The following is a 23,234-nucleotide window of genomic DNA, read 5'->3' as shown; positions in this document are numbered from 1 at the left end:
TTCTGTCGAACTGCCAAACGGCGGAGGTCGCATACGTGCCTTGCGCCCAAGCTTTGGCTGCGAGGCGCCATCTAGGCTGCGCCCCTTCAAGGTGCTGGCACCTTGAAGATGATCTTGATATACGCTGAGTGAATTATAGGTCTCCGAGGTGCCAGCACCTAGCAGGGGTCGTTACAATCTGGTGGAAGACGCCAACTCTCACAGGTGCAAGCACCTCGATGTCTTCCGACACCAAGTACCTTGCCAACTTCCCATCCCTCTTTCTTGCGTCTAAATCATCTTCAGCAAGCGCTAACTGGCTACCCCGCTTCGGTTGGTAGCGCGGCGCCTTACCGCAGAGGATGTTCCTATGAAGGCACGCAAGACCATGACCCCGCTGAAGGACTGGTGCGACGCCAATAGCGTCCCGTATTCCACGGCGCGGTTCTATCTCGCAAACAAGCCCGAGATGATGCCCGAGACCATCATGGTTGGCCGGCGGCACTTCATCACGGAAGAGGCTGACGCCGAATTCAGGGATCGTCGGCTGGAGGCAACCCGCGCAGAGCGGGCGCGGCGGGCGGAGACGTCGGCAGTTGCCGGCATGGCCGCCTGATCGGATTTAGCGATGCGCCAGACCGGAATGCACCCGGTGGCGCGCATCTCCACAGCTAAGGGCGACACCGCCACCGGATCACATCACCCGCTGTTGGCGCGGCGGGCGCGGTAGCCCCATTCCCAACCCCACCAAGGACTGAAAACGTGAGCGACTCATTTATGGGCGCAGAGCCCCCGCACGTCCAGAAATCATCTGGACCCATTCCTGCCGTTATCGACCGTCAATTCAACGGAAAGGTAATCGGACAACGCTTGGCGGATGGCTACCTGAACCTGACCGCGATGGGGAAGGCTACAGGAAAGCAGCCCTCCCATTATATGGAAAATGCTGGCACGGCTGCCTTTCTTGATGAGTTGTCCCTATCTCTCGGAATTCCGAGGGACAGCTTGATCATCTCCAAGCCGGGACGTCCCGGCCGTGGCGGCGGCACCTGGGGGCATCCGCAAGTCGGCTACCATTTCGCGCAGTGGTGCAGTCCAGCCTTCGCCGTCCAGGTGACGGAGTGGATACACGACATCAAGAGGCAGGGCTACGCGACGGCGACGGGAGTTTCTCTGAACACCGAACCGCCGCCTAAAGCAGCGAAGCCCCGCCTTCCATCCCCGAATGCGGTCTTCCGCGACTACATGCGCACCATGAAGATGATCGGGTTCAGCGCCAGCGAAGCGGCGTTGGCGGCCAATCGAGCGACCGTGGCCGATACCGGCAAGGACATTCTCGAAACGGCTGGCGTGAAGGCTTTGTCCGCTCCTGCCGGCTCGCCGCATCTATCGCCGTCGGACATCGGGGCCGAACTGGCATCATTGACCGGCGGTGCCGTGCTTTCTGGGCAGAAGGTCAACAGCCTGCTGATGCGATACGGCTTCCAGGAAAAGGGCGCAACAAAGGCCACACCCTGGGTTCCGACCGAAAAGGGCGACCCGTTCAAGGAGTGGACCGTCACGGGCAAGAAGCATCGTGACGGTTCCTCGGTGAACTGGCTGCGTTGGAAGGCAGACATCGTCCCGGCTCTGGTCGCGGCGATGTCTGCCACCCCGTCCACCGACACCACCATACAGCACTGAGGGGGCGCCGGCATGCCCACCTTGGACACTGACAGATTTGCCAAGGTTCTCGCGCTCGCCGGCTCCGACCACGATGGGGAGGCGCTGGCGGCGCTGCGGAAGGCGCGTGGCATGCTCCAGACCGCTGGGATGACGTTCACCGACGTCGCCCAGCGGATGGGGACACCCGCTGTGCCCGACAACTCTGCCAGCTTCACCGATGCCGAATTCGACGACCTGATGCGGCAATGGGCCGAGCCGACGGCAAAGAAGAAGCCTGCGCCCTACGTCGACCCATGCGGCAACAAGTGGGGGAGCAAGGCGGATTACGAGAGTTGGAAGGCATCCAACGACGCGCGGTTTGAGCGGGATCGCCAGAAGCACGCGGCAGAACGGGCGGCCATCATCGCCCGGTATGGCTGTTTTGAAGCCGCAGCGGCGCGGGACGAGCGGGAGCAACTTCTCCATGAAGCGGCAATGCCTTGGCTGGAGGGGGCGAACGTCGAAGTCGATCCTGAGTTCGCGCACCAGAGCGGCCGATGGCACAAGCGGATGGGTGGGTGGGAACCATATGGCTCGACCAAGCATCCGGTCGCCCCCTGCCGGCTGGCAATCGAGAACGCTTATCCCATGCCCTCCACGATCCGTGAGGCGCGTGACGAGCATCTGGCCTGGGAGCAGCGCAGTCGCGAACTAGACCTGATCCAAGAAGCGTATGGCGCTTACGAGGTGCTGGACCTCCCGGCCCATTACCGATGGGAGCGGGTGCGTCGGCTCTACGAGTCGGAGCTTCCCATCGTCACGATGGATGACCTGCACATCCGCCTTCAGTTTGCCCGAGATGCCGACAACACGCACGACGTCTGCGATGCGGTGCCGTCGATCATCGACGCCTTCGAGCGGCTGGTGATGCACGCCCCGCATGCAACATCCGTCGGCGCGCCACCGAGCCGCCGACCACGCAAGACGAAACCCAAGGCCGCCACTGCGCCGGCCGATCCGAGACAGCGGGACTTGTTCCCTGAAAATGGAGCGACCCCATGACCATCACCGAGACAGGGGCGCAGTGGCACGAAGCCCGCGCCACATTCATTGAGCGTATCGACGCGCTGGACGCGCATGGCGAAGCGGTCGGGCATGAGGTGCCTTGGCCGTTCGTCTCGCATGGCAAGCGCGGCACGGTTTACCTCTCGGCCGCAGAGATCGACCGGGACAGGCGGCTTTCGCCGAGGGTGAAGGAGCGGCTGAAGGGCCGGTTGGAGCGTGCCATCGTCGCGCACAACGAAGCCCGGCAGCGGCTCGGCCTTGCCGAGATTGAAGCCGCCGTCAACGCGGCCAGTGAGGACGTCGGGCGACTCGGCCATGCCCTTGCCGACGACAGGTCCGGCACCGTCCAGGCCATCGTCACCAAGCTGCGCGTGCTGACCGTCGAGGTAGAGGACGGCGGCGACATGTCCGGCTATGCGTCTGGGCTGCTGGCATCGGCGCTGGCGGATGCGGAAGCTTTGGCCGCCGCATCGGATGACCTGATCGGCTTGCATCGGGAATGGTCGGCGCTGATGGAGCAGGTCGACCAGCGCCACAACGGCCCGAGTGCCACCCGGCCGGATTACCCGGATTACGACCGGATCGGGGGACTGGAGGAGCTGATCGCCCACTACCCTGACACCGGCATCGCCGCTGCCGTCATGCGGCTGGACGTGGCGCTGGGCACGTTCGTCGGCTCGGTGATGTGCGGCGAGGTGGAGATGCTGGACGAAGGCGCCATCGTGGGCGCCACACGCGCGCTGGAGTCGCTGGCAGCTTCCGCCCCCGGTGTGAAGCCCTGGACCATCCAGGCGCGTCAGCGGGGCTTGGAGCGGCTTGCCGCGCATCGGGTGCGGGAGGCCGCGGAATGACCACGCAACATGAAGGCCGCTATCCGGCGCCGCCGGAGAATTACCTCCCGGCGCTGGAGGGCGTCGACAACCTGTGGCGCAGAGGCGTGAAGGTCCCGGTGACGATGCTGTGCGACCTTGACCGGCTGGACCCGGACGAAGCGATAGCCGGCGGCCGGGACTTCCTCAACGATCCCAATGGCCTGGAGCCGGGCACCAACCGCTCCCGCTCCTACTGGCATGGGTGGCGGGTTGCCCGGATGAACCGAGATCCGGATGGGCCGGATGGGATCGACATAGCCCACCGGGAACTGACCCGCCGGATTTACTGGTGGCTGAACCGCTCGTATTCCGACAGCCGTGTCGCCCGCGAGCCGCACCGTTATGCGGACCTGGAGCGTGCATACCGAAACGGGGAGGCCGTCTGATGACCGAGACCACCAACGTGACACGGCTTCCTGTCCATCCCCGCCCCCGGATGATCCGGCACCACTCCGCTGCCGAACGGGTGCGTGGTGCGGCTGCCGACATCCGGGACTGCATCGCTGAAAGCGCTGTCGATCTGGACGGCCTGCGTGAGATTGCCCGGCGCCTCGACTCTGTCGCCGGCCAACTGGAGGGCCGCTGACATGGCGCGCATCCGCAGCGTGAAGCCTGAATTTTGCACCTCCGATGACACCATGGCGCTGTCGCGGGACGCCCGGTTGACCTTCATCCTGTTGTGGCCGTTCTGCGACGACGGCGGCGTCCATCTCGCCTCACTCCGCAAGATCAAGGCGGAGATTTACCCGTCTGACGAAGACGTGACGCTCGCCTTGCTCGGTACGTGGCTGGACGAGGCCATCGTGCAAGGGCTGATCGGCCGGTTCACCTTCGAAGGCCAGCAGTACCTCTATGTGACCGGCTGGAAGCAGCACCAGCGCATCGACAAGCCGCAGCCGCTCCGCTATCCGCAGCCCGATAGTCCCGGAGCGATCCCCGACCATTCCCTTTTCTGTGGCGGAACGGTCCCGGTCCAATCCTCGACCATTCCCGCCCCTGTGCCGATGTCTTCCACGAGCATTCCCGAAGCTGTCGGCGAACAGGACGGGGCTATTCCCGAACCGCTCCCGGACCACTCCCAGAGTGTTCCCGGACCATTCCCGCCTGATAGGAAAGGAAGGGATAGGAAGGGAGAAGAGATCTCTGAGCGGTCGGTCGGCGATGCCGACGCGACCCGTGCGGATGATCGGTTCGAAGAGTTTTGGTCGGTTTACCCGTCACGCGGCACGGCGTCGAACCCGAAGAAGCCGGCAAAGGACAAGTTCGCCCGGCTGGTCAAGGCGGGGGTGGACCCGGAAGCGATGATCAACGGCGCCAAGGCCTATGGTCGGAACATCCGAGCGCTGGGGAAGGATCGCACCGACGGGGTGGCGCAGGCGCTCACCTTCCTGAACCAGGAACGTTGGCGGGACCTGCTGGACCAGCGTCCACAGGATGAGGCGCCGTGGCGTACCGACCCGCGCGCCTGGACCGACCGGGACCGTCCGCCGCCATGGGACGATGCCCCCGTGGGCACGATGTGCGGGGCGTGGCGCAAGACACCGACAAGCTGGGCGTATCTGCGATGACCGATCTGCTGAACGAACTGGCCGGGCATGGCATCCGGCCCCAGCGTGGCGGAGCCTTCCGTCACGGCGACAATGCGACGACCTGCCCGCAGTGCTCTGCCCAGCGCCACGGGGCGAACAAGGGCAAGCCCTGCCTGTCGGTGAAGCTGGACGACGATGGCGGGGCGGTGTGGCGGTGTCATCACTGCGAATGGACCGGCAACATCCCCGGCCGGCGCGCCGCGGGTGTGGGTAGCTTCCGCCGCCCTGCCCCGAAGGCGCCTATCCGTCGCCCTGATCCGCCGGTGGAGACGCCGCGCCCCGACGCTTTCCTGAGCTTCTTCGACGGGCGTGGGATCGCCCGCGACGTGGTGGAGGAGATGGGCGTGTACCGCGGCGTGAAGTTCTTCTCTCAGGTTGGGGAGGAGCGTCCTTGCGTGGTGTTCCCCTACCTGAGGGGCGGGGAACTGGAGAACAACAAGTACCGCGACCGTGAGAAGAACTTCGCGCAAGACAAGGACGCGGAGCGGGCGCTGTACAACTTCGACCAGATCGCCGACGACGTGCTGATCTGGGTGGAAGGCGAGATGGACGTCCTCGCCTGCATGACGGGCGGCTATCGCTCCGTCACCACCCTTCCTGACGGTGCGCCCGCGAAGCTGAAAGACGAAGACGATCCGACGCGAGACTCCGACCGGCGGTTCGAGGCGATGGTGAACGCGGCCGACCGGTTGGCGTCGGTGCGCAAGATCATCATCGCCACCGACGGTGACGGGCCGGGCGGCAATCTGGCGGAAGAGTTGGCCCGCCGGCTGGGGAAGGAGCGTTGCTGGCGTGTCCGCTATCCCGAAGGCTGCAAGGATGCCAACGACGTCCTGCTGAAGTTGGGGCCGGACGCCCTGCGTCTGATGATCGAGTCGGCGCAGCCGTACCCGATCCGCGGCGTCCACACGGCCGAAGATTTCTGGGATGACGTCCTGGCCCTCTACAACGGGGAGCGTGCTGTCGGTCTGACCACCGGCTTCGACAATCTGGACCCGCTCATGAAGTTGACGGGAACGGGCCTGCTGGTCGTCGTCACCGGCATCCCTAATCACGGGAAAAGCGAGTTTGTCGACCAGCTCATGGTCAACTATGCCCGGACCTATGGATGGAAGGTCGGATATTGTTCGTTCGAGAATGCTCCGCCTCGACACATTGCAAAGTTTGCAGAAAAGATCATCGGAAAGCCGTTTTTCTGCTATAATGATCACCGTCGGCTGAGGATGGATGAAATGGAACTGGAGGCGGCGCGAGAGTGGGTGAGACATCACATCCATTTCATCCGGGCGGATGATGACGCCCCGACTGTGGATTGGATCATCGAGAAGTCGCGAGTTCTGGTCATGCGCCACGGGATCAAGGCGCTGATCATCGACCCGTACAACGAGATCGAACATCGCCGGCAGCCGGGCAAGACGGAAACCGAATACATCAGCGAGGTGCTGGGCAAGCTGCGGCGGTTTGGGGAGAACCACGGTGTCGACGTTTTCATCGTCGCCCACCCGACCAAACTCCAGACCAACGGCGAAGGCACTGCCGAGCCTGTTCCCGGTCTCTACGACATTTCCGGTGGCGCCCATTGGAACAACAAGGCCGACATCGGCTTCACGGTCTGGCGTGACCGCTCGATCCTGCCCCGTGGCGCGAAAAGCTCCACGCTGGTGAAGGTTCACAAGGTCCGGTCCAAGGAACTCGGCCGGCCCGGCGCCGCTGACTTCGAATACGACATCCCCACCGGCATCTACTCCCCGATCTACTGAGGAATTGCCATGAACCAAGAGGTTTCGCAGATCGGCGGGGGCTACCCGCCAAAGGGTACGGAACACGAACGGCTGACGGCCGAACTGATCAAGCTGACCCGCGCCGTGAGCGCGAACCGGGAGCGCTTCGAGGCATCGGGCCGCGGGAGCATCCACGACGACCCGACCGAGATGAGGCTCAAGGGCGAAATCCAGGCCATTGGCGAGCGGCTGGACGGCATCGGCGGTTGGGGCGCGATGATCACGGCCTGTGACGAGGTGGAGGATACCGTCGGCTTCATGGGCGGCGTTGTGCTGAACTACGCCTGGGATGGGATTGGGAGGTGGGCAGCGTGAAGACGAACAGCATGATCAGCAACAAGCCCGCCCCGTCGGTCGCCTTCGTTCTTCCGGTGACGCTGACCGTCGACGCCATGGCCAAGCGCCGTACCGATCTGCCGGATTACTGGACGGCCGAACTCGGGTTGGCGGACGGGAAGGTCATCCGCCGGCACTTCCGGAAGTCCGAAGAGGATGGGGAGTTGGAGGACGTCACCGATCTGGTGACGGACCTCCTCCTAGACCGCGCCCGGTCGATGAAGACGGCCGAGCGGTCGCGCCAAGCCGAACAGGTCGGCCGGGTGGGTGTGGTAACCCCGGAACGGCTCCGGCGGGACCGTGGGGAGATCGTGGAAGAGGGGACGATGCGGGCCGGACAGATGCGCGCCCGCGCCGTCTCCAGCCTGGACACCCTGAACCAACGCAAGCTGTTGACGATGCGCCAGCACGAAGCGGGCGACCGCCTGGCGCAAGACATCAAGGTCATGAGCGGGGCGAAGGAGTCGCGGGACGATGCTGCCCCGCCGATTGGCTCCATCAGCCCGGACGCCGGGCGGTGCTGGGAAGACTTCGCAGTGTCCGCCTCCCGCCGCTTCCAAGCCGCTCGCGATGCGGTCCAGCAGCTCCCCGCATTCGAGGGCGTCATCCCGTGGTCCGTCATCGAGCATGTCGTGATCCGGGACGGAGCGATCACGGAGCTATCGGCAAGCCATGCCCGGTCGGTCATGCGCCGGTACAAGGCAGCGCTGCGGATGGGGCTGGACCGCATCGCAGACACCTACGGTCTTGGTGACAACGTCCTGTTCGGGCGCGTCCTCCATGCCGGCATCCCGCGGGAACTCCTCTATCGGGAAGATCGGGACGGCCCCGACCAAAACGGAGAGGCGCGGATCATCGTCCGTTCGGTCACGCTAAATGGCGCCCCATGGGTTGCGGTGTTCGATACCTGGAATGAACTGTACGACGCGGCGCGCAAGCACCTTCGCGCCTTGGGTGCGCCGGGGGCTTGACCGAATACGACTTCCCGGCTATTGTGCGAGGGTGTGTATCACGCGCACACGATCATGACCCCGCCCCGTCCCAACGGCGCGGGGTTTTTTCGTGCCTTCCCTCGGGCAAGGTTGTGCAGCGCGGCGGGGCGGCTCCCTCACCGTTTCCGCCGCGCGCCTCCCTTCCACCATCCCGCCGCCGGTCAGTCCGACTAGGCGCCAACCCCCTTCGAAGGACTGACCGCCCATGGACAGCCTCACTCTCCCCGACATTGGGGACACCCTCCATTCCATCGCTGGCTTAAGCCCCGCCGCGCAACTCGCGGCTATCTTCTGCCTTGGCGCCATCGTCGTGACGTGGATTTGGGCACGCCGGCCGCAGCCTGGACCTGATGCGCAGATCGTTGTCGAGGCATTGAAGAGCACGGCTCAAGCCCAGGTGGAGACGGCGGCCAGCATCGCCGCCATGGCCCAACAGAACGAGTTGATCGTTTCGGAGGTGCGCGGCGCCGTTGCAGAGATGCGTGTCATGGTCAATGCGGCCCTGGCCACTATCAAGCAGGCGGCCTGATCCCATGGACCTGCTGAGCATTCCGTCCGAGGTTCTAGAGCGCATGATCGGGGTGGTGGAGAGGGCCAATACACTAATAGCGATGCCTCGCCATAAGGCGATCGTAGTGCATCCGGATGTGAGGCTGCATCGAGCGATGCCCGCTTGCGTCCTCGATGATAGCGCTCGACTGACTGCGTCCTGACAGGCTGCCCATGATGTAGCAAGCGGCGGTATCGTAGTCGGGCATTGGAAGCCGGCCGAGCATGTAGGGGTTTTCTGGCTGCTGAAAAATCACCGTCACGGTCATGGCAACTTCCCTGTCAGCTGGGGTCTCAAGGCTGCGCTTGGGTAAGCCTAAAGGACTAGGCGGAACGGCCTGATGATATGGGTCAATTGTTTCGTTGTGGAAATGCGGGTCCTGCTACCAGAGGGCGCGCCCGAAGCGTTTAAGGAAGCAAATCGCTATGCGTGCCAGCGTCACCATCACCGGCAGCCTGGAGGACGCCTTCAACGAGTGGACGGAGTCGACCGCCCGTCGGCTGACCGACGTCACGGAACATGCCGCGTCCACCATGCGTGACGAGATGCGGACCGCCATGGCGAATGCCGGTCTCGGCAAGCTGGGGCGGGCGCTGGGCCATGCCGGCTATCCTGGGGGCGGCAACTACAGCTTCCACCCTGCCGCAGAGGTGTTCGTCCGGGGCAAGGCTGCATCGGCCGCGAAGTGGGAGGGCGTCATCGACGCTTTCGCACAGGGCGCGACGATCCGTTCCAAGCGGGGCTGGCTGGCCATCCCAACCAAGAACTGCCCCAAGGGTAACCGCGGTCGCTACCTCACCCCGGACCAAGTCGCCGAGCGGTTCGGCCCGCTCCGCTCCATCGCCGCCGGCAAGTCCGTCCTGCTGTTCGCTGACGTGGTTGCCGGCAAGTCCGGCGGTGTGCGCAAGGCCACGGCCGGGCGCATCGCACAGGGCAGAGAGGCCAAGTTGACGCTGATGTTCGTCCTGGTGAAGGAAGCGACGATCCGCAAGCGCCTGGACCTGGACGCCGTCATCCGGCAGTGGGAGACCCGCTTCCCCACCATGATCGCCGATGCGCTGAAAGCCGAGTGAGGGGGCGACATGAAGCGTGTTCAGGTGATCGTAGAAGTGGACGTCGATGACAAGGTGTGGATCGGCGATATCAACGGCGCCGTCTTTGCTGCGCTCGAAACTGCCGGCTCGGTGACCGTGCCCCGTGGTCAGGTCTTCCTGCGCACCGCTCGCGTCCTCAACAGGAACGTGGCTGAGGCCGCCCGCAAACGGTGGGATGACAAATGACCCGCTCCATGCGGTCGACCATCGCTGTCAATCGGCTTCCAAATTCCAGCCGGCATCGGCTTGCAATTTCCAGCCACGCTTGCGGTTGCAGAACCTGTTGTCCAGGGAGTCCACGGGAGGGTCCCGCGCGCGCCGCGGAGTGCCCTTATGGCTGACGCAGCGGCGCGCGTGGGAGGGGCCTGTGGGCCCCCCTGGGCAACGGATAGGGGGAAGGCTTTGGATCAGGAGCGGTTCTTGAACCGCCAGCTCTCGTTGCCGGTTTCCAGGATGTCGCAGTGATGCGTCAGCCGGTCGAGCAAAGCGGTGGTCATCTTGGCGTCGCCAGCGAACACCGTCGGCCATTCAGCGAAGCTCAAGTTGGTGGTGATCAACACCGAGGTCCGCGAGTACAACTGGCTGAGCGCGTGGAACAGCAGTTGGCCGCCACTCTGGGAGAACGGCAGGTAGCCGAGTTCGTCCAGCACCACGAGATCAACGCGGGTCAACTGGTCAGCGAGCTTGCCCGCCTGCCCGGTCCGGGCTTCGGCCTCCAACCGGTTCACCAGGTCGATGACGTTGAAGAACCGGGCACGGGCGCCGCGGCGCACGCAGTTGGCCGTGATGGCGATGCACATGTGCGTCTTGCCGGTCCCGGTTCCCCCGATGAACACGGCGTTGCGCTGGGTTTCCAGAAAGCCGCCATCGTGCAGGTCGCGCACCAGCCCCTCGTTGAGGGGACTGGCGGTGAAGTCGAACTCGGCCAGCGTCTTGGCCAGAGGCAGCTTGGCGGCGCCGAGTTGGTAGCGGATCGAGCGCGCCTGCTTCTCCGCCCGCTCCGCCGCCAGCAGGTCGCCCAGGATCTGCTGGACGGTGCGCTGCCGCTTCAGTCCATCGCTCATTACCTCGTCGTAGGCGGCACGCATGCCGGCCAGGCTGAGCTCGGCCATCATCGCCATCAGCTCATGCCGTTCCATGGCAGCCCTCCCGCACCGCGCGCAGGCGGTCGTAGCGCCCGCAGTCGGCGGCCGGCTCAATGGACAGCGTCAACGCCGTCGGCACCGCCATGGCCGGTGCCGGTGTGACGTCGTGGCGCCGGGCGAGGATGTTCAGGATCACGTCCCGGCTGTGCGTACCGCTCGCCAGTGCCTCGCGGCAGGCGACCTCCACCGCCTCCAGGCCATCGGTGAGGATGGCGGCGAGCACGCCAACGAACTGCCGGTCAGCGTCGTCGCCGCGGCCCAGGCGGGTCCGCACCGTCGCCAGGGCTGGCGGCAAATCCCAGTCCCGGAACGGCGCCCCGTTGCGCAGCGCCCCCGGCTTGCGGACGAGAACCGGCAGGTAGTGCAGCGGATTGTACCGCGTGTGGCCGTGCCCGAAAGCTCGTGGGTGCTCGGCGACGATCGCGCCGTTGAACCACACCACGATCCGTGTCGCGTAGGCGCGGACCTGCACCGGCTTGCCGGCGGCGATCGCGGCCACGCTGTAGCGGTTGCGGTCAAAGTGGATCAGGCAGGTTTTCGAGACGCTGAGCGTGGCCTCGTGGAAGCCGTCGAAAGGATCGCTCACGGTGATCAGCGCCGGCCGCTCCGCCTGGAACACCTCCCACACCGTCCGGCTCCTATCCTCTGGATGCGGCGTCTGTTGGGCCCAGACGATCACCTCGTCGTGCAGGCGTTCGTTCACCTCTTCCAGCGTCTTGGCCCGCAGCCGCGGCGTGAACAGCCGCTGGCGCAAGGTGCCGACCTGGTTCTCGACCTGGCCCTTTTCCCAGCCCGAAGCCGGGGTGCAGGCCACCGGCTCGACCAGGTAATGCGAGCACATCTGGGCGAAGCGGCGGTTGAAGCGGCGCTCTTTGCCGACAAATACGGCGTCCACCGCCGTCTTCATGTTGTCGTAGATGCCGCGCTCGCACAGGCCGCCGTAGAAGGCCGCGGCACGGGCGTGGGCGTCGAACACCATCTCCTGGGTCTGGCGCGGGTAGACCGCCACAAACGGCATGCGGCTGTGGCACAGGCGGGCATGGGCCACCTGCACCTTGGTCGTCACGCCGTCCAGGATGATCCACTCTTCCGCCCAGTCGAACTGGTACGCCTCGGCCGGGGCAAAGGTGAGCGGAACGTAGGCGTTCACCGGCCCACTCGGCGGCTGGCGCTGCTTGAAGCGCTTGATGTAGCGCCGCACCGTGTCGTAGCCGCCCTGGAACCCGGCATCCTTCAGCCGTCCGAAGAGCCCCAGGTAGTCGAGCCGGTCGCGGGCTGGCCGCCGCTCGTTCTCCGTGATCAGCCGTTCCAGCTCCTCCTGGAACCCGGACAACTTCGGAAGCGGCTGGTGCTGGCGCTCGTAGCGCGGCGCCGTCTCGCCCGAGCGCAGGTATTTCGTCACCGTCTCCCGCGACACCTTCAGCGACCGGGCAATGGCCCGGATGCTTTTCCCCTTCGCGTGCTCGCGTCGTATCCGTGCGATCGTCTCCACCGTCAACATCCCTGTCCGCCACCCTGTCGTCCAAACCCAGGGTGGTAGTCTGCCAGATCAGGGGTGGCTGGTTATTGGACGCCGATCACCCCTGAAACTGGCCCAGTGTTGCAGGCCGATGCACAACCATCGCCGCGGTGGACGCCTTGGCCACGCCTTCCATCCCGACGCAGGGGACGACTGATCGCCCCCTCCCCGATGGGGGCAGCTTCACCATTGGGTTCGCCACCGGCTACGCCGCCGGCATCCTCACCGCTGTGGCCGTGATCGCCTCCGGGCTGGTCATAGTGGGGTGGTGACCATGGAGCGGGCGAAGGCGTGGGGTGCGGCCATGGCGGTGCTGGCACTGGTCTACGGCGACCTGCTGCTGGTCGACCGGATGTTCCCGCCCGGCCGGGTCCACCGCCGGGCAGTCCGCCCCATCGTCCGGACCCCTACCGAAGGGACCAAGGGAGACTGACCCTCCCATAGAGGGCCAGTCCATAGGGCGCCCGCTGATGCGTCCTCCCGCGTGCCGCTCATCGCACGTCCGATGCGCCAGAGGCCAGCCGCGAGCCGCCTGACGGGCAGGATGGGGCCATCTCACGGCGGGGCAGGGGTAGGGGGGGTGTCGTGGGTCCTTCCGGGTGGCCCCCCTATAGAGGGTGGGACAAGTCCGATCATCGTCCAGGTATGAAAATTCCATAAGGGGGTTCCGCTTCCCCTTTGGCGTGTGGGTGGGGTGTGGCTATGGCAACTCAGAAGGAAGTCGCCGAACACCTCGATCTGACCGACCGTTCCGTCCGCGACCTCAAGGCGCGGGGCGTTTTCAACGCTGACGCGCGCAGTCAGATGGACATCGACGCCTGCCGGGTGGCCTACATCCGCCACCTTCGGGAGCGCGCCGCCGGCCGGACCTCGGACGAGGCCGAAGCGGAAGGCCTCGACCTCGTCGCGGAGAAAGCCCGGCTGGCGAAGGAGCAGGCCGACCACTACGCGATGCGCAACGCGGAAAAGCGGGGCGAGCTGGTGCCGGTCGCCGATTACACCGCCGCGGTGCTGTCGGTCATCGAGATGGTCAAGGCGAAGCTGCTGCGCATCCCGGCCAAGGTCGCCAAGACCGACAGTCGGCTGAAAGACCGCATCGCCGATGCGCTGGAGGATGCGCTGGACGAATTGAGCGCGGCCCGGATCGTCGAAGAGATGGGCGGCGGGGACGATGACGGGGACGACGATGCAGACGAATGACGGCGTCCGCGTCCGCGGCGCTCTGCTGGCCGAGCATGTCGCCCGGTGGCTGCTGGCGCTGAAGCCCCGCCGGCGGATGACGCTGTCGGACTGGTCGCTCAAGAATGCCCGGTTGGAGGACGGCACGCGCTACCGCCCGTTCCCCTTCCAGGTCGGCATGATGGACGCCTTCACCGAGCCGGGCGTGCGGCAGATCACGGCGAAGAAGTCGAGCCGCATCGGCTACAGCCAGATCGTCAAGAACTACATCGCCTATTGCGCCGACCAGCTGCCCAGCCGGGTTCTGGTCTATCAGCCGACCATCGACGATGCCGAGGACTTCGCCAAGGACGACGTCGCCAAGCTGATCCTGTGGCCGGCGGTGCGGCGCCTGTTCTCCACCAAGACGCGGAACAGCAGCAACACCATCCGGTCGAAGCGCTTCCCCGGCGGCTGGATCAAGATCAAGGGGGCCAACAGCCCGAAGGAGTTCCGCCGCATCACCGCCGACAAGGTCATCTTGGAGGAGCCGGACGGCTATCCGCCGACTGCCGGTGTCGAAGGCGACCAAGTGGAGTTGGCCTTCAAGCGCTGCCTGACATCGGACGACCCGCTGAAGGCGGCAGGCTCCACCCCGACGATCAAGGGGCATTCCAAGATCGACGCGCTGTTTGAGCAGGGGACGCAGGAATACCGGTATGTCCCCTGTCCGCACTGTGGCGAGATGCAGATCCTTGTGTTCGGCAACGGCACCGGCGCCGGCATCCACTTTGAGCCGAAGGACGCGCCGACCAAGGCTTGGTACGTCTGCGTCAACGGCTGCGTGATCGAGGAGGATCACAAGGCGGATATGGACGAGCGGGGCGAGTGGCGGGCGCATGCGCCGCAGAACTGGCCGCATCGGTCCTTCCACATTTGGGCCGCCTACAGTCAGTTTCCCGGCGCCGCGTGGCTGGAGATCGCCAAGGAGTTCGTCCGGGCGAGGAAGGACCCGAACAAGCTCCGCGTCTTCGTCAATCAGGTGTTGGCCGAGACCTACGAGGTGAAGGGAGAGGCGCCACAATGGCGCGTCCTCTATGACCGCCGGGAGGACTATCAGGGCGTGCCGGCCGGCGGGCTGGTGTTGACCGCCGGTCTCGACGTTCAGAAAAGCCCCGGTCGCCTTGAGCTGTTCGTGTGGGCATGGGGGCAGGACTTCCAATGTTGGCTGGTCGATCACGTCGTGATCCCCGGCAACCCCTACGACGCAGCGGTGTGGGACGAGGCATCCCGCGTCATCCACGGCACATGGAGGCATCCGTCGGGCGTCGATCTGCGCTTGTCGAAGGTCGGGGCCGACACGGGCTTTGCCACCACGCAGGTTGAAGCGTGGGCGAAGCGCCATCCGGGCTTGGTCATCCCCGTGAAGGGCGCCAGCACGATAGGCGCTCCGTCCTTCGCATGGTCCAGCGTGCGAGAGGCCAGCCCGAACGGGAAGCGGCGCAAGCGTGGCCTGCAGCTCGGCATGATCGGTGGCCACGTCCTGACCCTGGAGCTTTACGGCAAGCTGAGCCTGCAGCCTCCCACCGACGAAGAGGCGGCCGACGGTGCCGGGTTTCCGGCCGGCTATGTCCACCTCAACGGGCTGGCCACCGAAGAGGTGTGCAAACAGCTTGTCGGCGACCAGTGGATCGAGGGCCGGGGCGAATGGAAACAGGTTCACGCCACGGAGGCGCTGGACGGCTGGAAATATGCCCGCGCCTGCACCGTGGCCATGGGGCTGGAGCGCTGGACCGCCGCGCGCTGGGCGGAGTTGCGGAAGGCGCTTGCGGTGGCGGTGAAGGCCGAGCAGCCGCGGGCAAAAGCGACAGAGATACCGGCGCCGGAGCCGTCGGCCGGGCAGGAACAGTCCCGACCGGACGAGCGGCGCCCATCCGGTGGCGGCTGGCTTGGCGGGCGCGGTGGCGGATGGGGAAGGCGGTAAAGCATGGCACTGACGCAGACGCACCTTAACACCCTGGTCGAAGCATGGGCCGCCGGCACGACCAGCGTCACCATCGACGGCAAGCGAGTGGACTACCGCTCCATGCGCGATCTGGAGACGGCAATCGCCGTCACGGCGAAGGTAATCGGCGCACCGAACCCGCTCCATCCGGCGCAGCCCGTCTCCCGGACCAGCGTCACCAAGTTTTCGCGGGGCTAGAGCATGAACATTCTGGACAAGGCCATCGGCTGGATTGCCCCGGAGTCCGGTGCCAAGCGTGCGCGTGCGCGCGTCGCCATGGAGATGATGCGGCGCAGCTATGACGGAGCCACCACCGGCCGGCGGACGGACGGTTGGAACACCAGCGGCACGTCGGCGAACGCAGAAATCGGACCCGCCCTTGCCCGGCTGCGCGCCCGCTCCCGCGATCTGGTGCGCAACAACCCCTATGCCGCCCGCGTTGCGGACATTTGGGCTGCGAACGTGGTCGGAACTGGCATCATGCCGTTGAGCCGAACCGGGGATGAAGGCCTGGACAAGCGCGTCAACACGCTGTTCCGGCGCTGGTCGGAGCAATGCGACGCCGAAGGGCAGTTGGACTTTGCCGGTCTTCAGACCCTCATCGTGCGGACGGTGGTGGAGGGTGGCGAAGCGCTCCCACGCCACCGCAACCGCCGGCCGGAAGACGGATTGCCGGTGCCCTATCAGGTCCAGGTCCTGGAGGGCGACTTTCTCGACTCCTCCCGCGACAGCACGTTGACCGGGCGCCGCACGATCCAGGGTGTGGAGTTCGACGCGCTGGACCGGCGCACCGGCTATTGGCTGTTCCGCACCCACCCCGGCGACCCTTACAGCGTCACGGCGGAAGGCTTGACCAGCGCCCTGGTGCCGGCATCGGAGGTGATGCACGTCTATCGCAAGCTGCGGTCCGGTCAGGTTCGCGGCGTGCCGTGGTTCGCCCCGGTGCTGCTGAAGGCGCGCGACCTGGACGACTTCCACGAAGCCGCCATCGTCCGGGCGCGGATGGAGGCCTGTATCGGGATGGTGGTGACGTCCGCCGATGACGGCGGGCAAAACCCCATCGGCATCACCAGCGGGACGGAGAACGGCCGGCGGGTGGAGGGGATGGAGCCGGGCATGGTCCCGTACCTGAAGCCCGGTGAAAGCGTGCAGTTCCTGAACCCGACGGCGTCGCCGTCCTTCGACCCCTTCACCCTGCACACCCTGATGGCGATGGCGGTCGGGACGGGCGTCACCTACGACCAGATGACCGGCGATCTGCGGCAGGCCAATTATTCCAGCCTGCGCGCCGGCAAGGTGGAGTTCCGCCGGCTGGTCGAGCAGGCGCAGTGGCAGATGCTGATCCCGATGTTCTGCGCGCCGGTGTGGCGGCGCTTCATCGAGACGGCGACCCTCTCTGGCGCGCTTCCGGCCGGGGACTACCCGGTCGAGTGGGCGACGCCGGCCCATGAACCCATCGACCCCGTCAAGGACATGCAGGCCGACATTCTCGCGGTCCGCACCGGCCGGCTGACCTGGGAGCAGTTCGTCGCGCTGTGGGGCTTCGATCCGAAACAGCAGCTCGCCGACATCGCCCGCATCAACGCCGCCATGGACGACGCGGGCGTCACCCTCGACACCGATCCCCGCAAGGTGACCAAGGCCGGCGGGACGCAGCAGGCGCAGCAAGGAGATCCGCAGAATGCCTGACAGCCTGACCCCCGGCGGCCAGACCATGGACATGCCGATGCAGACGCGCGCGGCGGCTGTCCAGACGGTGGACGAAGCCGCGCGCACCATCGAGCTGGTCTGGTCGACGGGCGCCGCGGTTCCGCGCATCAACCCCATGACCGGGGAGCGCTACCTGGAGGAGCTGTCGCTCGATCCGGCGCACTGCGACCTGACCCGCCTCAACAGCGGCGCGCCCGTCCTCAACAACCACGGCAAGTACGACCTCAGTCAGGTCATGGGCGTGGTCGAGCGCGCGGCGGTCGATGGGACCAGCGGCACGGCAACGGTGCGCTTTTCCGACCGGCCGGACGTCGAACCCTTCTGGCGGGACATCCGCAGCGGGATCATCCGCAACGTCTCCGCCGGCTATGTCGTCCGCAAGTTCGAGGTGACGCGCGAAGACGGCAAGCTGCCGACCTACCGCGCCATCGACTGGGTGCCGATGGAGCTGTCCCTGGTTCCCATCGGTGCCGATGCCGGCGCCGGCACCCGCTCCGCCGAACCGTCAACCACCCCCTGCCAGATCATCAACCGGGCGTCGCCCGCCAACAAGGAGAGTGCCAACATGCCGGACACCGTCCAGCACGAGCCGGGCCACGAGATGCCCGCCAGCAACACCCGCGCCACCGATGCCGCCGCTCTGAATGCCGCCATCGCGGCCGAACGCGCCCGCATCGCCCATGTCAACGACGTGGCGCAGCGTCACGCGCTGGGGACCGATTTCGTCCGCACCCATGTGGACGGCGGGTCCACGGCTGAAGCGGTCAACGCCGCGGCCCTGACCGCGCTTGCCGCCCGGTCGGAACAGTCCCCGTCGTCCTCTATCCGCATCGGCATGTCCCATGACGACCCGGAAGCGGTCCGTTCGGCCATGGCTGACGCCATCGTCGCCCGCGCCACCTACACGGCCCCGGAGAACGAGCGGGCGCGCGGCTACATGGGCGCGAGCATGCTGGAGATGGCGGCCGACCTGTGCGGCATCCGCTCCCGCAATCCGGACGAGATCATGCGTCGTGCGATGCACAGCACGTCGGATTTCCCGCTGCTGCTGGAGGCCGCCGCCAACAAGGTGCTGCTGCGCACCTATCAGGCCGCGACCCCGACCTATCGCAGCATCGCCCGCCGCCGCGATTTCAACGACTTCAAGCCGACCAAGTTCCTCCAGGCCGGCGACTTCCCGCCGCTGCTGGAGTATGGCGAGACGGGTGAAATCAAGGACGGCACCGTTTCGGAGGGCCGGGAAACCGTCACGCTGTCCAGCTATGGACGCATCGTCAACATCAGCCGCCGGGTGTTCATCAACGATGACCTGGGCGCCTTCAACGACCTCATCAACATGGCGTCGCGCCGTGTGGCTGACTTCGAGAACGCCACCTTCTACGCCATGATGCTGAAGAACAGCGGCGCCGGCCCGACCCTGTCGGACAACAAGGCGGTGTTCCACTCGGGCCACGGCAACCTTGCTGCGTCGGGTGGCGCCATCGGCGTTTCGACCGTGAGCGATGGCCGCGCCGCAATGCGCAAACAGACCAGCATCGACGGGCTGAAGCTGAACATCACCCCGTCCATGATCGTCTGCGGTCCGGACAAGGAGACGGAGGCCGAACAGCTCATTGCGGCGATCCAGCCGCAGCAGGCCGGCAACGTCAACCCGTTCTCGGGCCGCCTGTCCACCGTGGCTGACGCCAACATCACCGGCAACGCTTGGTGGCTGTTCGCTGACCCGTCGGTCGCCGAAGTGTTCATCTACGGCTATCTGGCGGGCAACCCCGGCCCCCGTTTCGTGACCGAAGAGGGTTTCCGGACCGACGGCGTATCGCTGCGCGTCACCCTGGACTTCGGCTGCGGCGCGGTCGACTACCGCGGCGCCTACCGCAACGCCGGCAACTGATCCACCACCCCGATAACGACGGCATGAGGGCGCCCATTGTGGCGCCCTTGCCGTTTCTGGAGATCACGCGATGAAGACTTTCATTCAGCCCGGCAAGACGGTGACCGTTGCCGCCCCCTACGACGTGGCCAGCGGCGCCGGCTGTCTGGTCGGCTCCCTGTTCGGCGTCGCCACCATGGACGCCGCCAGCGGCGCCAGCGTCGATATCACGACCTGCGGCGTCTATACCCTCGCCAAGACCAGCGCGCAGGCCTGGACCGTCGGCGCCAAGGTCTATTGGGACGACACCAACAAGGTGGTCACCACCACGGCGACCAGCAACACGCTGATCGGCTGCGCCCTGGAGGCCGCCGCCAACCCGTCCGCCACCGGCACCGTCCGCCTCAACGGCACGGTCTGACCGTGAGCGTCTTCGACGCCATGTTCGGCGTCCTGTTCGCTGATCCGAACATGGCGTCGGACGCCACCTATACCGCCCCCGGCCCCGGTGGCGCGTCCACCCCCTGCCGCGCCGTCTTCCGCCAGCCTGATACGGATTGGAGGGGAAACGACGCAGAGGTGACCACGCCTAGCCGGATTGCAGAGGTGCGGGTTTCGGAAGTCCCGGTGATGAAGGAGGCGGGAACCCTCGCCATCGGCGGGAAAACCTACACGATCCAGAAGGCGAGCCGGCCGGATGCTGATCGGCTTCTCTGGCGCCTGGAGTTGCGCTGATGCCCACCTCCGTCCGTGAACAGGTCTTGTCCGCATTCGCGACGATGCTCGGCACCGTCGCGGCGGAGAACGTCCCCGGCACGATCAAGGTCTATCGGGCGCGCCGCAAGCCGCTGTCCGATGACGACGAGGCGGACCAGTTGCCGGCCCTGCTGATGCGGTCGGCCCCCGGCGCTTCCGAACAGACCAGCGCCGCGGTGACCCGCAACCTGGAGCGGATCACCGTCACCGCCGTGCTGAAGGCAGACACCGACGAAGGGCTGGACCAAGCCCTTGCCGATATGTGGGCTGCCCTGCAACGCGCCGTCGAAGCCGATCCGACGCTTGGGGGCGTCGCGGTGGACGTGACCCTTGCCGATGCGGACCAGAGCGCGGCCGACGGCGATGGCATCGGCGGGGTTGGCGACGTCTTCGCCGCCTATGACGTCGAGTATTGGACCCGGCCGGGCGACCCCTACGCCTTCGCCCCCTGACCCTTCAACCTGGAGACCATCCCATGACGATCCCGTCCCACCGGGCGGCGGCGGCGGTGCCGACGCCTGCCCACACCTTTGAGCTTCGCGCGGGCGAACTCATCAACCTGACGGAGGCCGCGCGCAAGGCCGCTGAAGCGCCCGAAACCGCCGCGGCGCCTGTCGCCAAGTCCCGCCGCCCCGCCAGCGATGCACCCGCCGGGGCCGCCCCGTCGGCCGACCAGTAAGGAGCTGCCACCATGGCACTGCGCCCCCGTAACGCCGCCCTGCTGGCGAAGATCGAGACCACGGAAGGCGTCGACGCCTCTCCGGTTGCCGGCACCGATGCCGTGCTGGTCGAAAACCCGCAAATCAGCTTCAACCCCAACATCGTCCAGACCAACGAGGCGACCGGCAGCCTGGACGGGCGCGGCCCGATCACCGGCGGCATGACGGTACAGATCACCTGTGACGTCTACCTGAAGGGGTCCGGCGCCCCCGGCACCGCCCCGGAATGGGGCAAGCTGCTGAAGGCCTCCGGCTGGGCCGAGACCATCACCAGCACCGCCGTTCCCGGATCGGCTGAAGCCGCCACCGCCGGCACCGCCACCAGCCTGACGCTGGGGGCCGGCGCCAGCGGGACGGCGCAGACCTATCGCGGGATGCCCCTGCTGCTGACCGGCAACCCGGCGGCCGGTGCCACGTCCTTCGTGGCCGACTACACCGCCGGCAAGGTGGCCACCCTGGCTGACCAGTTCGGGACGGCCCTGTCGACCGGAACAAGCTATCAGGTTCCGGTGAACGTGCTGTATCGGCCCGCCTCCACCTCCATCCCATCGCTGACCCTGTACCTCTACATGGACGGGTTGCTCTACAAGGTGGTGGGCGCCCGCGGCAACGCCACCATGCGGCTGACCAGCGGCAACGCCGGCCGGTTCAGCTTCACCTTCACCGGCATGTTCGTGTCGAAGGAAGACGCAAGCATGCCGACCGGGCTTGTCTACGACGCCACCCGCCCGCCGATCTGGAAAGGCGGCAAGGCGTTGGTCAACCGCGTGGCGTCGGCCATGTCCTCGCTGTCGGTGGAGTTCGGCAACAGCCTGACCAACCCGGACAACCCGAACGCGGCCGAAGGCTACGACCCCTCCATCATCACCGCCCGCAACATGACGGGTTCGTGTGATCCGCTGGAGGTGCTGGTCGCCACGCGCGACAGCATGGCCGCGTTCCGCTCCGGTACGGCGCAGATCGTCCACGCCAGCTATGGCGCGGTGGCGGGGAACCGGATCGGCCTGACCCTCCCGGCGGCGCAGTACACCAACCTGCAGCCGGGCGACCGCAACGGGCTGATGACCCTTACCCATCAGTTCGCCTGCACCGGTCAGGACGCGGGCGGCTTCATCTGCATTTTCTGACCTGAGACCCCGGCGGCAACCGGGCAACCAGTCGGCGACGGCCGACGGGGCGCATTCGTGCGCCTGTCGCGGGTGGTGTTGCCGGCGCCACCCGCCCCCTTCCCGGCAGAGGAACCCTTTCATGCTCCCCATTTCGTCCAAGGACGTCGTCCCCTTCACTCCGCGGCTGGACTTCCTAAACCATCTGCGCGACCTCCATGCAAATGCGCAGGGCGCCAAGGCGAAGGGCGAACTTCAGGCGACGATTGATCTTGTCCAAGCCGAGATCGACGCGACGCCGCAGCCGGTCTTTCGTCTCGCTGTTGCAAGCCACCTCCAGCGCGCCGCGTTCCGCCGCGACCTGCTGGCCACCGGCGCCACCTATGCCGGCGACAAGGCGCTCTATGCCGCTCTGCGTGCCGATATCGAGGCCATTTCCCCCGACAATCTGGCGGAAGCGCTGGAGATCATCGACGCCGTGGAGGCGGTCGGCAAGCCGGCCGACGCGGACCCGGAGTTGCGCGACCGCTATACGGAAATCGCCCGCATCGCCCGCGGGCTTGGCGGACGCTATGCCGGGGTGGAGGGCGACTTTGAATATTACCTGTCGGTCGCCCCCTTCATCGCCTGCCGTCACTTCCTGATGGGGTGGGAGGGCGTGAAGGACGCCGCCGGCAACGATGCGCCGTTCGTCCGCCGGGGCAATCTCACCACGGACGAGACGCTTGGCCATCTGGACGAAAACGAGATGCGGGCGGTGGGGTTCAAAATCCTGAACCTGATGCAGCCGACCAAGGCCATGGAAAAAAACTCCGTATCGCCGTCGCGGTCAGCCTCCAGCCGGACGCTTTCCCCGACGGCGAAGAAGAAGCGCCCGACGGTTCGGCGTGGGAAATCTTCGGCGAACGGTACGACCGCAACCCCCGCCTGAACCTGTCCGACGGGGATTTGGAAATGGTGCGCTACTGGCGCGCCTACCGACCCCATCCCGGACGCATCGGCGGCATGGCCGCCGGCATCATCCCCGCCACCGGGCACCTTCCGGAGTCCGGCGGCTACGGCGACCAAGCCGCGATCATGCTCGACGCTTTCGAGATCATGAGCGGGGCTGAAGCCGAACTCCTCGCAATGGAACGCTGATGCGAAGGCCGCCGGCCCCCATGCCGGCGGCCTACGTACGCACGTAGCTACGTCCTGGTTTTGACCTGGGTCAAAACCGCCTTTCCCATCGAAACCGGAGCATGCCCATGGCTGGCCGCAACGTCACCGCTCGCTTTGCTGTAGAGGCCGACGTCGCGCAGGCGAAGCGCGACCTTGAGGCGGTGACGCAGCAAATCGACCAGC

The 23,234-nt window shown here is 66.2% G+C and carries 29 protein-coding genes; 26 read left to right on the top strand and 3 right to left on the bottom strand.

The genetic code is table 11. The features are described from left to right. Positions 1 to 349: 349 nt before the first annotated feature. The 11 genes from B9N97_RS31900 to B9N97_RS31850 all read left to right on the top strand — a co-directional run bounded on the left by B9N97_RS31900 (position 350) and on the right by B9N97_RS31850 (position 8,787). Positions 350 to 595, top strand: a complete 246-nt coding sequence (locus tag B9N97_RS31900; protein WP_085091862.1) for a hypothetical protein — start codon at positions 350 to 352, stop codon at positions 593 to 595. 146 nt (positions 596 to 741) lie between these two features. Next, complete coding sequence (locus tag B9N97_RS31895) at positions 742 to 1,662, top strand: KilA-N domain-containing protein (RefSeq protein ID WP_143266965.1); 921 nt, start codon at positions 742 to 744, stop codon at positions 1,660 to 1,662. A gap of 12 nt (positions 1,663 to 1,674) precedes the next feature. Next, complete coding sequence (locus B9N97_RS31890) at positions 1,675 to 2,685, top strand: hypothetical protein (protein WP_085091860.1); 1,011 nt, start codon at positions 1,675 to 1,677, stop codon at positions 2,683 to 2,685. Next, positions 2,682 to 3,539, top strand: a complete 858-nt coding sequence (locus tag B9N97_RS31885; protein ID WP_085091859.1) for a hypothetical protein — start codon at positions 2,682 to 2,684, stop codon at positions 3,537 to 3,539. The genes B9N97_RS31890 and B9N97_RS31885 overlap by 4 nt, the downstream gene beginning before the upstream one ends. Continuing rightward, positions 3,536 to 3,946: a hypothetical protein gene (locus B9N97_RS31880; protein WP_085091858.1), complete on the top strand. Its 411-nt coding sequence runs from the start codon at positions 3,536 to 3,538 to the stop codon at positions 3,944 to 3,946. Before B9N97_RS31885 ends, B9N97_RS31880 begins: the two co-directional genes overlap by 4 nt. After that, a complete protein-coding gene (locus tag B9N97_RS31875) occupies positions 3,946 to 4,146 on the top strand; it encodes a hypothetical protein (RefSeq protein ID WP_085091857.1) in 201 nt (66 codons plus the stop codon). The genes B9N97_RS31880 and B9N97_RS31875 overlap by 1 nt, the downstream gene beginning before the upstream one ends. A 1-nt stretch (position 4,147) precedes the next feature. Then, entirely contained in the window at positions 4,148 to 5,128 is a 981-nt protein-coding gene (locus B9N97_RS31870; protein WP_085091856.1) for a hypothetical protein, read from the top strand. Continuing rightward, positions 5,089 to 6,909 (top strand): DnaB-like helicase C-terminal domain-containing protein, encoded by a 1,821-nt coding sequence (locus B9N97_RS31865; protein WP_208621353.1) that lies wholly within the window; start codon positions 5,089 to 5,091, stop codon positions 6,907 to 6,909. Before B9N97_RS31870 ends, B9N97_RS31865 begins: the two co-directional genes overlap by 40 nt. 9 nt (positions 6,910 to 6,918) lie before the next feature. Continuing rightward, positions 6,919 to 7,245, top strand: coding sequence for a hypothetical protein (locus tag B9N97_RS31860; protein ID WP_085091854.1), 327 nt, complete (start codon positions 6,919 to 6,921; stop codon positions 7,243 to 7,245). Beyond that, positions 7,242 to 8,237 (top strand): hypothetical protein, encoded by a 996-nt coding sequence (locus B9N97_RS31855; protein ID WP_143266964.1) that lies wholly within the window; start codon positions 7,242 to 7,244, stop codon positions 8,235 to 8,237. Before B9N97_RS31860 ends, B9N97_RS31855 begins: the two co-directional genes overlap by 4 nt. A gap of 226 nt (positions 8,238 to 8,463) precedes the next feature. After that, positions 8,464 to 8,787: a hypothetical protein gene (locus B9N97_RS31850; RefSeq protein WP_085091852.1), complete on the top strand. Its 324-nt coding sequence runs from the start codon at positions 8,464 to 8,466 to the stop codon at positions 8,785 to 8,787. 73 nt (positions 8,788 to 8,860) lie between these two features. Here the strand turns inward: B9N97_RS31850 and B9N97_RS31845 are convergent, their stop codons facing one another. Next, the gene (locus tag B9N97_RS31845) at positions 8,861 to 9,076 is read right to left on the bottom strand and encodes a hypothetical protein (protein ID WP_085091851.1); all 216 of its coding nucleotides are present in this window, start codon (positions 9,074 to 9,076) and stop codon (positions 8,861 to 8,863) included. A 157-nt stretch (positions 9,077 to 9,233) separates the two neighbouring features. On the opposite strand from B9N97_RS31845, the gene B9N97_RS31840 reads away from it, so the two are divergent. Together B9N97_RS31840 and B9N97_RS31835 are read left to right on the top strand one after the other, a co-directional pair. Then, a complete protein-coding gene (locus B9N97_RS31840; RefSeq protein ID WP_085091850.1) occupies positions 9,234 to 9,881 on the top strand; it encodes a DUF6441 family protein in 648 nt (215 codons plus the stop codon). A 9-nt stretch (positions 9,882 to 9,890) separates the two neighbouring features. Continuing rightward, positions 9,891 to 10,088, top strand: a complete 198-nt coding sequence (locus B9N97_RS31835; protein WP_085091849.1) for a hypothetical protein — start codon at positions 9,891 to 9,893, stop codon at positions 10,086 to 10,088. 221 nt (positions 10,089 to 10,309) lie between these two features. Here B9N97_RS31835 and istB read toward each other — a convergent pair whose 3' ends face one another. Further along, positions 10,310 to 11,041, bottom strand: a complete 732-nt coding sequence (gene istB / locus B9N97_RS31830) for an IS21-like element helper ATPase IstB (protein ID WP_085084044.1) — start codon at positions 11,039 to 11,041, stop codon at positions 10,310 to 10,312. After that, a complete protein-coding gene (istA, locus tag B9N97_RS31825) occupies positions 11,028 to 12,548 on the bottom strand; it encodes an IS21 family transposase (protein WP_085084042.1) in 1,521 nt (506 codons plus the stop codon). Before istA ends, istB begins: the two co-directional genes overlap by 14 nt. Positions 12,549 to 12,840: 292 nt before the next feature. Here istA and B9N97_RS35825 point away from each other — a divergent pair, with 292 nt between their 5' ends. The 13 genes from B9N97_RS35825 (at position 12,841) to B9N97_RS31765 (ending at position 23,030) form a co-directional block, all read left to right on the top strand. Next, a complete protein-coding gene (locus tag B9N97_RS35825; protein WP_167393463.1) occupies positions 12,841 to 12,999 on the top strand; it encodes a hypothetical protein in 159 nt (52 codons plus the stop codon). A gap of 269 nt (positions 13,000 to 13,268) precedes the next feature. After that, a complete protein-coding gene (locus B9N97_RS31820; RefSeq protein ID WP_085091848.1) occupies positions 13,269 to 13,766 on the top strand; it encodes a hypothetical protein in 498 nt (165 codons plus the stop codon). Next, the gene (locus B9N97_RS31815; protein ID WP_167393462.1) at positions 13,753 to 15,708 is read left to right on the top strand and encodes a phage terminase large subunit family protein; all 1,956 of its coding nucleotides are present in this window, start codon (positions 13,753 to 13,755) and stop codon (positions 15,706 to 15,708) included. Before B9N97_RS31820 ends, B9N97_RS31815 begins: the two co-directional genes overlap by 14 nt. 3 nt (positions 15,709 to 15,711) lie before the next feature. After that, positions 15,712 to 15,927, top strand: a complete 216-nt coding sequence (locus tag B9N97_RS31810; protein WP_085091846.1) for a phage head-tail joining protein — start codon at positions 15,712 to 15,714, stop codon at positions 15,925 to 15,927. Positions 15,928 to 15,930: 3 nt separating this feature from the next. Next, entirely contained in the window at positions 15,931 to 17,418 is a 1,488-nt protein-coding gene (locus tag B9N97_RS31805) for a phage portal protein (protein WP_085091845.1), read from the top strand. Continuing rightward, entirely contained in the window at positions 17,411 to 19,330 is a 1,920-nt protein-coding gene (locus B9N97_RS31800) for a prohead protease/major capsid protein fusion protein (protein ID WP_085091844.1), read from the top strand. The genes B9N97_RS31805 and B9N97_RS31800 overlap by 8 nt, the downstream gene beginning before the upstream one ends. 70 nt (positions 19,331 to 19,400) lie before the next feature. Further along, entirely contained in the window at positions 19,401 to 19,730 is a 330-nt protein-coding gene (locus B9N97_RS31795) for a DUF2190 family protein (protein WP_085091843.1), read from the top strand. A 2-nt stretch (positions 19,731 to 19,732) separates the two neighbouring features. Continuing rightward, positions 19,733 to 20,044, top strand: a complete 312-nt coding sequence (locus B9N97_RS31790; protein WP_085091842.1) for a head-tail joining protein — start codon at positions 19,733 to 19,735, stop codon at positions 20,042 to 20,044. Then, a complete protein-coding gene (locus B9N97_RS31785) occupies positions 20,044 to 20,517 on the top strand; it encodes a hypothetical protein (RefSeq protein WP_085091841.1) in 474 nt (157 codons plus the stop codon). Before B9N97_RS31790 ends, B9N97_RS31785 begins: the two co-directional genes overlap by 1 nt. 23 nt (positions 20,518 to 20,540) lie before the next feature. Continuing rightward, the gene (locus tag B9N97_RS31780) at positions 20,541 to 20,744 is read left to right on the top strand and encodes a hypothetical protein (RefSeq protein ID WP_085091840.1); all 204 of its coding nucleotides are present in this window, start codon (positions 20,541 to 20,543) and stop codon (positions 20,742 to 20,744) included. A 12-nt stretch (positions 20,745 to 20,756) separates the two neighbouring features. Next, positions 20,757 to 21,911 (top strand): phage tail tube protein, encoded by a 1,155-nt coding sequence (locus tag B9N97_RS31775; protein ID WP_085091839.1) that lies wholly within the window; start codon positions 20,757 to 20,759, stop codon positions 21,909 to 21,911. Positions 21,912 to 22,032: 121 nt separating this feature from the next. Beyond that, on the top strand, positions 22,033 to 22,821 hold the full coding sequence (locus B9N97_RS31770; RefSeq protein ID WP_085091838.1) for a hypothetical protein: 789 nt from the start codon (positions 22,033 to 22,035) through the stop codon (positions 22,819 to 22,821). Positions 22,822 to 22,844: 23 nt separating this feature from the next. Next, a complete protein-coding gene (locus tag B9N97_RS31765) occupies positions 22,845 to 23,030 on the top strand; it encodes a hypothetical protein (RefSeq protein ID WP_085091837.1) in 186 nt (61 codons plus the stop codon). Positions 23,031 to 23,234: the final 204 nt, after the last annotated feature.

Source organism: Azospirillum oryzae (assembly GCF_900177515.1).
Classification (GTDB): Bacteria; Pseudomonadota; Alphaproteobacteria; order Azospirillales; family Azospirillaceae; genus Azospirillum; species Azospirillum oryzae_A.
The sequence above is the reverse complement of the archived record's forward strand: the minus strand, read 5'-3'. Positions and strand labels throughout refer to the sequence as shown.

What these genes read in the sequence shown, in the direction of transcription:
- B9N97_RS31860 (WP_085091854.1), top strand. Translation starts at nt 6,919, where the DNA reads ATGAACCAAGAGGTTTCGCAGATCGGCGGGGGCTACCCGCCAAAGGGT.
- B9N97_RS31815 (WP_167393462.1), top strand. Translation starts at nt 13,753, where the DNA reads ATGCAGACGAATGACGGCGTCCGCGTCCGCGGCGCTCTGCTGGCCGAG.
- B9N97_RS31770 (WP_085091838.1), top strand. Translation starts at nt 22,033, where the DNA reads ATGCTCCCCATTTCGTCCAAGGACGTCGTCCCCTTCACTCCGCGGCTG.
- B9N97_RS35825 (WP_167393463.1), top strand. Translation starts at nt 12,841, where the DNA reads ATGGAGCGGGCGAAGGCGTGGGGTGCGGCCATGGCGGTGCTGGCACTG.
- B9N97_RS31805 (WP_085091845.1), top strand. Translation starts at nt 15,931, where the DNA reads ATGAACATTCTGGACAAGGCCATCGGCTGGATTGCCCCGGAGTCCGGT.
- istA (WP_085084042.1), bottom strand. Translation starts at nt 12,548, where the DNA reads ATGTTGACGGTGGAGACGATCGCACGGATACGACGCGAGCACGCGAAG.
- istB (WP_085084044.1), bottom strand. Translation starts at nt 11,041, where the DNA reads ATGGAACGGCATGAGCTGATGGCGATGATGGCCGAGCTCAGCCTGGCC.
- B9N97_RS31810 (WP_085091846.1), top strand. Translation starts at nt 15,712, where the DNA reads ATGGCACTGACGCAGACGCACCTTAACACCCTGGTCGAAGCATGGGCC.
- B9N97_RS31780 (WP_085091840.1), top strand. Translation starts at nt 20,541, where the DNA reads ATGACGATCCCGTCCCACCGGGCGGCGGCGGCGGTGCCGACGCCTGCC.
- B9N97_RS31800 (WP_085091844.1), top strand. Translation starts at nt 17,411, where the DNA reads ATGCCTGACAGCCTGACCCCCGGCGGCCAGACCATGGACATGCCGATG.
- B9N97_RS31870 (WP_085091856.1), top strand. Translation starts at nt 4,148, where the DNA reads ATGGCGCGCATCCGCAGCGTGAAGCCTGAATTTTGCACCTCCGATGAC.
- B9N97_RS31900 (WP_085091862.1), top strand. Translation starts at nt 350, where the DNA reads ATGAAGGCACGCAAGACCATGACCCCGCTGAAGGACTGGTGCGACGCC.
- B9N97_RS31875 (WP_085091857.1), top strand. Translation starts at nt 3,946, where the DNA reads ATGACCGAGACCACCAACGTGACACGGCTTCCTGTCCATCCCCGCCCC.
- B9N97_RS31795 (WP_085091843.1), top strand. Translation starts at nt 19,401, where the DNA reads ATGAAGACTTTCATTCAGCCCGGCAAGACGGTGACCGTTGCCGCCCCC.
- B9N97_RS31885 (WP_085091859.1), top strand. Translation starts at nt 2,682, where the DNA reads ATGACCATCACCGAGACAGGGGCGCAGTGGCACGAAGCCCGCGCCACA.
- B9N97_RS31820 (WP_085091848.1), top strand. Translation starts at nt 13,269, where the DNA reads ATGGCAACTCAGAAGGAAGTCGCCGAACACCTCGATCTGACCGACCGT.
- B9N97_RS31835 (WP_085091849.1), top strand. Translation starts at nt 9,891, where the DNA reads ATGAAGCGTGTTCAGGTGATCGTAGAAGTGGACGTCGATGACAAGGTG.
- B9N97_RS31890 (WP_085091860.1), top strand. Translation starts at nt 1,675, where the DNA reads ATGCCCACCTTGGACACTGACAGATTTGCCAAGGTTCTCGCGCTCGCC.
- B9N97_RS31850 (WP_085091852.1), top strand. Translation starts at nt 8,464, where the DNA reads ATGGACAGCCTCACTCTCCCCGACATTGGGGACACCCTCCATTCCATC.
- B9N97_RS31840 (WP_085091850.1), top strand. Translation starts at nt 9,234, where the DNA reads ATGCGTGCCAGCGTCACCATCACCGGCAGCCTGGAGGACGCCTTCAAC.
- B9N97_RS31775 (WP_085091839.1), top strand. Translation starts at nt 20,757, where the DNA reads ATGGCACTGCGCCCCCGTAACGCCGCCCTGCTGGCGAAGATCGAGACC.
- B9N97_RS31845 (WP_085091851.1), bottom strand. Translation starts at nt 9,076, where the DNA reads ATGACCGTGACGGTGATTTTTCAGCAGCCAGAAAACCCCTACATGCTC.
- B9N97_RS31765 (WP_085091837.1), top strand. Translation starts at nt 22,845, where the DNA reads ATGGTGCGCTACTGGCGCGCCTACCGACCCCATCCCGGACGCATCGGC.
- B9N97_RS31785 (WP_085091841.1), top strand. Translation starts at nt 20,044, where the DNA reads ATGCCCACCTCCGTCCGTGAACAGGTCTTGTCCGCATTCGCGACGATG.
- B9N97_RS31880 (WP_085091858.1), top strand. Translation starts at nt 3,536, where the DNA reads ATGACCACGCAACATGAAGGCCGCTATCCGGCGCCGCCGGAGAATTAC.